This window comes from Rhodopseudomonas sp. BR0C11, assembly GCF_010820945.1.
Lineage (GTDB): Bacteria > Pseudomonadota > Alphaproteobacteria > Rhizobiales > Xanthobacteraceae > Rhodopseudomonas > Rhodopseudomonas palustris_H.
The window spans coordinates 1-6,381 of sequence record NZ_QTKI01000281.1 but is presented as its reverse complement, the minus strand read 5'-3'; the positions used below and the strand labels follow the sequence as shown (position 1 = coordinate 6,381).

Annotated in this window: 3 protein-coding genes and 1 pseudogene; 2 read left to right on the top strand and 2 right to left on the bottom strand. The window is 64.5% G+C overall.

Annotation, left to right across the window (positions count from 1 at the left end; genetic code table 11):
* Nucleotides 1–140: 140 nt before the first annotated feature.
* Nucleotides 141–1,574: a L,D-transpeptidase family protein gene (locus DYI24_RS18755; protein ID WP_164573387.1), complete on the top strand. Its 1,434-nt coding sequence runs from the start codon at nt 141–143 to the stop codon at nt 1,572–1,574.
* 250 nt (nt 1,575–1,824) lie between these two features.
* Here DYI24_RS18755 and secA read toward each other — a convergent pair whose 3' ends face one another.
* A complete protein-coding gene (gene secA / locus DYI24_RS18750; RefSeq protein WP_164573386.1) occupies nt 1,825–4,665 on the bottom strand; it encodes a preprotein translocase subunit SecA in 2,841 nt (946 codons plus the stop codon).
* A gap of 342 nt (nt 4,666–5,007) precedes the next feature.
* Between secA and DYI24_RS18745 the strand changes: the two genes are divergently transcribed.
* The gene (locus tag DYI24_RS18745; RefSeq protein ID WP_164573385.1) at nt 5,008–5,961 is read left to right on the top strand and encodes a peptidylprolyl isomerase; all 954 of its coding nucleotides are present in this window, start codon (nt 5,008–5,010) and stop codon (nt 5,959–5,961) included.
* A 106-nt stretch (nt 5,962–6,067) separates the two neighbouring features.
* Here DYI24_RS18745 and DYI24_RS18740 read toward each other — a convergent pair.
* Nucleotides 6,068–6,381, bottom strand: a pseudogene (locus DYI24_RS18740) (DNA mismatch repair protein MutS); the annotation flags it as partial.

The following is a 6,381-nucleotide window of genomic DNA, read 5'->3' as shown; positions in this document are numbered from 1 at the left end:
GTGCAGAGTTTGGTAAATGCGAGCGGTCGAATCCGCTGGATCCTGCAAGATCCGGTGCCGGAGCTGGCCGCGCGGAAGCTGGACGACTGGATAGCTCGAATGTGGGGTGCGGGTTTGCCGGTCGTCGGGGGAGCTTCGTGGTGACGAAAAGCCCGCTTGTACGCGCGCTGATGCTGACAGCTGCGCTCGCGACGATGCCTTTGCTCGCCGGCTGCAACAGCGATCAGATGGCGCTGGCGACCAATGCCAAGGCCAACCAGCCGGTGCCGCCCAAGCTGGTCGCGGCGATGCAGGAAAAGAACATGGACCTGCAGTCGCCAATCCTGGTGCGACTGTTCAAGCAGGAAGCCGAGCTCGAGGTCTGGAAGCAGGACCGCACCGGCGTTTTCCAACTGCTGAAGTCCTATCCGATCTGCCGCTGGTCCGGCGATCTGGGGCCGAAGATCCGCGAAGGCGATCGTCAGGCACCCGAGGGATTCTATTCGATCTCTCCGGGCCAGATGAACCCGCAGTCCTCGTACTATCTGTCGTTCAACACCGGCTATCCGAACGCGTTCGACAAGTCGCTCGGCCGCACCGGCTCGCAGCTGATGGTGCACGGCGATTGCTCGTCGCGCGGCTGCTACGCGATGACCGACGAGCAGATCGCCGAGATCTACGCGCTCGGGCGCGAGTCGTTCTTCGGCGGCCAGCGCGCGTTCCAGCTGCAGGCCTATCCGTTCAAGATGACGCCGGTGAACTTCGCCAAGCATCGCAACAACCCGAACATGCCGTTCTGGAAGATGCTGAAGGAAGGCTACGACCATTTCGAAGTCACCCGGCAGGAGCCGAAGGTCGACTTCTGCGAGCATAAATACGTGTTCGATGCCGCGCCGCCGCCCGGCTCGAGCAGGCCGTTGCAGTTCAACGCCTCGGCCAAGTGTCCGACCTACGAGATCCGTCCCGACATCGCCGAGGCGGTGCGCGAGAAGGACAAGCAGGACAACATCAAGATCGCCGAGCTGGTCGCCAAGGGCACCCCGGTGGCCCGGCTGAACACCGGCATCGACGGCGGCATGAACCACGTGTTCGCCTCGAAGATTCCGGATGCCTCGACCGGCCTGTCGGAAGTGCCCGAGGACAAGTCGCTGTCGGTCGCCTCGTTCGACCGCGCGCCCGGCACCATTCCGCCGACCGTCAATCCGCCGCGTCCCTCGGACAATCTGCTGGTCGCTGCTCCGGCGGAATCGAATGCCTCCGCCGCGAAGGCGCGGGTCGCCTCGGCTTCCAAGGATGACATCGGCGGGTTGCTCGCCGGCAGCCACAAGCCTGGCGAATCCACCGCGGCCGCCCGGCCGGCGCCGTCCGCGCCGGCTAGCACCGCGGCGCGCCACGAGCCGGCGCCGCGTCCGCAAGGCGCCGCGCCGAAGGCTGCCGAGACCAAGCAGGCTGCCGCGTCACGGCCGCCGCTGAAGCCGAGCGTCGATGCCGAAACCACCTCGTCGGCCCCCGCCAGGCCGTCCGGCATGATCTCCGGCGGCGCGCCGGTGGTATCGTCGAACTCGTTCGACAGCCGGTTCTCGGCGTTCCGCTGAGGCGGCTCGCTCTTATTCTTCAAAGTCCATCGGCCAGTCATTCCGGGGCGCTCGCGTCAGCGAGCGAACCCGGAATCTCGCCGGGCTGGGCACCAGCACGATTTCAAGAGTTTCTGGATTTCGGGTTCGCGCAGCTTTGCTGCGCGCCCCGGAATGACCGCTGCGGCGGCCGACTTTCCAGACAGCAAACAGCAAAATGCCCGGCGGTGAGGCCGGGCATTGCTGAGTGTCTCGATCTGCTTGGCGGCGCTTAGGCGTAACGGCCGTGGCAGTGCTTGTACTTCTTGCCGCTTCCGCACGGGCAGTCTTCGTTGCGACCGACCTTGCCCCAGGTCTCGGGCTTGTTCGGATCGCGGTCCGCCTTGTCGGCGATTTGTGCGGGCGCCAGCGTGACGCTGGCCAGCGCCATCTCGTCCTGGCCGGTGTCGGGGTCCATCTTGTGGACCTCCATCGGCGGCAATTCCTGCGGCTGATCCGGCGGAATGATCTCGACCCGCATCAGCTGCGCCGTTACCGCCTCGCGTAGGTGCGAGCTCATCTCCTGGAAGAGATTGAAGGCTTCGGACTTGTATTCCTGCAAGGGATCGCGCTGGCCGTAGCCGCGCAGGCCGATCACTTGGCGCAGGTGATCGAGCATCACCAGATGCTCGCGCCACAGATGGTCGAGGGTCTGCAGCAGGATGCTCTTCTCGGCGTAGCGCATCACGTCCGCGCCCCACTGACCGACCTTGGCGGCCATGTGTTCGTCGAACACCCGCTCCAGCCGCGTGATCAGCTCTTCGTCGGCGATGCCCTCTTCCTTGGCCCATCCGTCGACCGGAATGTCGAGGCCGACCACGCGCTCGACCTCGGCCTTCAGCCCGGCGACGTCCCACTGCTCCGCATAAGCGTGCTCGGGCACGTATTTGGCGACCAGGTCCTCGATGTAGGTGTGGCGCATGTCGGTGACCGTTTCGGCCACGCTGTCTTCCTTCATCAGCTCGATGCGCTGATCGAAGATCACCTTGCGCTGGTCGTTCTGAACGTCGTCGAATTTCAGCAGGTTCTTGCGGATGTCGAAGTTGCGCGCCTCGACCTTCTGCTGCGCCTTTTCCAGCGCCTTGTTGATCCACGGATGGATGATCGCCTCGCCTTCCTTCAGGCCGAGGCGGGTCAGCATAGTGTCCAGCTTGTCGGAGCCGAAGATCCGCATCAGGTCGTCTTCCAGCGACAGGAAGAACTTCGAGCGGCCCGGGTCGCCCTGACGGCCGGAACGGCCGCGCAGCTGGTTGTCGATACGGCGGCTCTCGTGACGTTCGGAGCCGATGATGTAGAGGCCGCCGGGGCGCTTGGCAGTCTTGGCCGGCTTGTTGCCCTTGGCGGGCTCGATTTCGATTTCGTCCTCGGCCTTCAGCACGATGTCGCGGAAGCGCTCGATGTCGGCCTTGATCTCGGTGATCTTCGCCGCCCGCTCGGCTTCGTCGGTGATGTGCGCGGCTTCCTGCTGAATCCGCATCTCCAGCGAACCGCCGAGCTTAATGTCGGTGCCGCGGCCCGCCATGTTGGTGGCGATGGTGATCGCGCCCGGCACGCCTGCCTCGGCGACGATATAGGCTTCCTGCTCGTGGAAGCGTGCGTTCAGCACCGCGAACAGCTTGGCCGGCTTGCCGGCGCGAGCGGCGGCGTACAGCTTATCCATCCCCTTCGGGTCGGTGAAGTCGATCTGCTTGTAGCCGTTCTTCTTCAGATACTCGGCCAGCACCTCGGACTTTTCGATCGAGGCGGTGCCGACCAGCACCGGCTGCATCCGCTTGTTGGCGCGCTCGACCTCGGCGAGGATCGCGGCGTACTTCTCCTGTTGGGTGCGATACACCTCGTCGTCTTCGTCGAGACGGGCGATCGGCAGGTTGGTCGGGATCTCGACCACTTCGAGCTTGTAGATGTCGAAGAACTCGTCGGCCTCGGTGGCCGCCGTACCGGTCATGCCGGCGAGCTTGTCGTACATCCGGAAGTAGTTCTGGAAGGTGATCGACGCCAGCGTCTGGTTTTCCGGCTGGACGGTGACGTGTTCCTTGGCTTCCAGCGCCTGGTGCAGGCCTTCCGAATAGCGCCGGCCCTGCATCATGCGGCCGGTGAATTCGTCGATGATCACCACCTCGTCGTTACGGACGATGTAGTCCTTGTCGCGCTGGAACAGCGCGTGGGCGCGCAGCGCTTGGTTGACGTGGTGCACCACCGAGACGTTTTCGACGTCGTACAGCGACTCGCCGCGAAGCTGGCCGGCGTCGCGCAGCAGCGTCTCGATCTTCTCCATGCCGGCTTCGGTCAGCGTCACGGTGCGCTGCTTCTCGTCGACGTCGTAGTCCGACTTGTCGAGTCGCGGGATGAAGGTGTCGATGGTGTTGTAGAAGTCCGAATGGTCGTCGAGCGGACCGGAGATGATCAGCGGGGTGCGGGCTTCGTCGATCAGGATCGAGTCGACTTCGTCGACGATCGCGAAATTGTGCCCGCGCTGGACCATGTCCTCCAGCCGGTACTTCATATTGTCGCGCAGATAGTCGAAGCCGTATTCGTTGTTGGTGCCGTAGGTGATGTCGCAGGCATAGGCCGCCTGGCGCTGGGCGTCGTCGAGCCCGTGCACGATCACGCCGGTGGTCATGCCGAGGAAGCCGTAGATCTGGCCCATCCAGCCGGAGTCGCGCTTGGCGAGGTAGTCGTTGACGGTGACGACGTGGACGCCCTTGCCGGCGAGTGCGTTGAGGTACACGGCGAGCGTCGCGACCAGGGTCTTACCTTCGCCGGTCTTCATCTCGGCGATGTCGCCCTCGTGCAGCACCATGCCGCCGATCAGCTGAACGTCGAAGTGACGCTGGCCGAGGGTGCGCTTGGCGGCTTCGCGGACGGTGGCGAATGCCGGTACCAGCAGGTCGTCGAGGGTCTTGCCGTTGGCGAGCTCGGCGCGGAATTCAGCGGTACGGGCGCGCAGCGCCTCGTCGGACAGCGCGGCCAGTTCCGGTTCGAGCGCGTTGATCGCGGCGACCCGCGTCTGGTAGCCCTTGACCCTGCGGTCGTTAGCGGAGCCGAAGAGTTTGCGGGCGAGCGCGCCGATCATGCCAGCTTCCTGTTGTTGCGGTGTGACTTCGCAGCCTTGATGCCGTTCGCTCGAGCCACTATCAACTCATCGTGACGCTCAGGCACCTATCAGGATACAGGTGCGCGCGCGAAATGATTGGTAATCCAGCAATCCGAGGGCCGGCTGCCCAGGGTGCGGTCGCGCGACGACCGCCCGACCCGAGCCTGTGGCGGCACAGATATGGCTGGGCCTGAGGGTTGTCAACGCGCCCGCCTTTCAAGGATTTCATCATTTTGACAGAGTTTTCGCGTTGCCAAGGCACCGCGATTGGGTGACTGTTCCGCCGCCCCGACACCCCGGCTTTCAAGACAAGGATTTTCCATGACACCTGCGTCCAACGCAGTCTCATCCGGCCTGCGCGCCGGCCTCATCAGCGCGGCTGTGACAGGTTGTCTCGCATTTGCGCTGCTGGCCGCGCCGGCTGCGCGCGCCCAGGATGCGAACCCCGTGCTTGCCAAGGTCAACGGCGCCGAAATCCGCCAGAGCGACGTCGACCTTGCCGAGCAGGAGCTCGGCCCGAGCCTCGCCCAGCTCGATCCCGCGACCCGGAAGGAAAATGTACTCGCCTTCCTGATCGACATGAAGATCGTCGCCAAGGCTGCCGAGGACAAGAAGATCCAGGACAACGCGGATTTCAAGAAGCGCCTGGATTTCGCCCGTAACCGTCTACTGATGGACGATGTGCTCGCCGCCGAAGGCAAGGCCGCGACCACCGACGAGGCGATGAAGAAGGTTTATGACGAAGCCGCCAAGCAGATCTCCGGCGAGCAGGAAGTTCACGCCCGCCACATCCTGGTCGAGACCGAGGATGAGGCCAAGGCGGTCGCCGAAGAGCTGAAGAAGGGTGCCGACTTCGCCGAGCTGGCGAAGAAGAAGTCCAAGGACCCGGGTGCGTCCGACGGCGGCGACCTCGGCTTCTTCACCAAGGACCAGATGGTGCCGGAATTCTCCGCCGCGGCGTTCGCGCTGGAGCCGGGCAAGATCTCAGATCCGATCAAGACCCAATTCGGCTGGCACATCATCAAGGTCGAAGAGAAGCGCAACCGCAAACCGCCGAGCTTCGATCAGGTCAAGGCGCAGATCGAGCAGTACGTCACCCGCAAGGCGCAGTCGGACTACGTCAGCAAGCTGCGCCAGGCCGCCAAGATCGAGCGGCTGGATCAGCCGGCCGCCAAGCCCGACGCGGCTGCGAAGCCGGATGCCGCCAAGCCGGCGGATGCGGCGAAGCCTGCCGATGCGGCCAAGCCCGCAACCCCGGCGCCGGCCAAGAAATAAGTCTTTTCAATGAGTTGATTGTCGAAATGGCCGGGCTTGTCCCGGCCATTTTTCGTGATCGGGTGCGGTTCAGTTCGTAGGATGGGTTTGCATGAGCCAACCCATCCTACGATTGTGGCAGCTTGGCCTTCAGGGCGTACAGCGCGTCCAGCGCTTCGCGCGGGGTCATCTCGTCCGGATGCAGCGCCTTGACGGCCTCGATCAGCTGCTTCGCCTCGCTCGGCGGCGCGGCCTCGGCCGGTGCGCGGGCCGTCATCGCAAACAGCGGCAGATCGTCGATCAGTGTCTTGGGCTGGCCGCGGTCGTTGGCTTCGAGCTTGGCCAGCACCGCCTTGGCGCGCGTCACGACCGAGGGCGGCAGGCCGGCCAGCTTGGCGACCTGGATGCCATAGGAACGGTCGGCGGAGCCCGGCAGCACCT

What these genes read in the sequence shown, in the direction of transcription:
- secA (WP_164573386.1), bottom strand. Translation starts at nt 4,665, where the DNA reads ATGATCGGCGCGCTCGCCCGCAAACTCTTCGGCTCCGCTAACGACCGC.
- DYI24_RS18745 (WP_164573385.1), top strand. Translation starts at nt 5,008, where the DNA reads ATGACACCTGCGTCCAACGCAGTCTCATCCGGCCTGCGCGCCGGCCTC.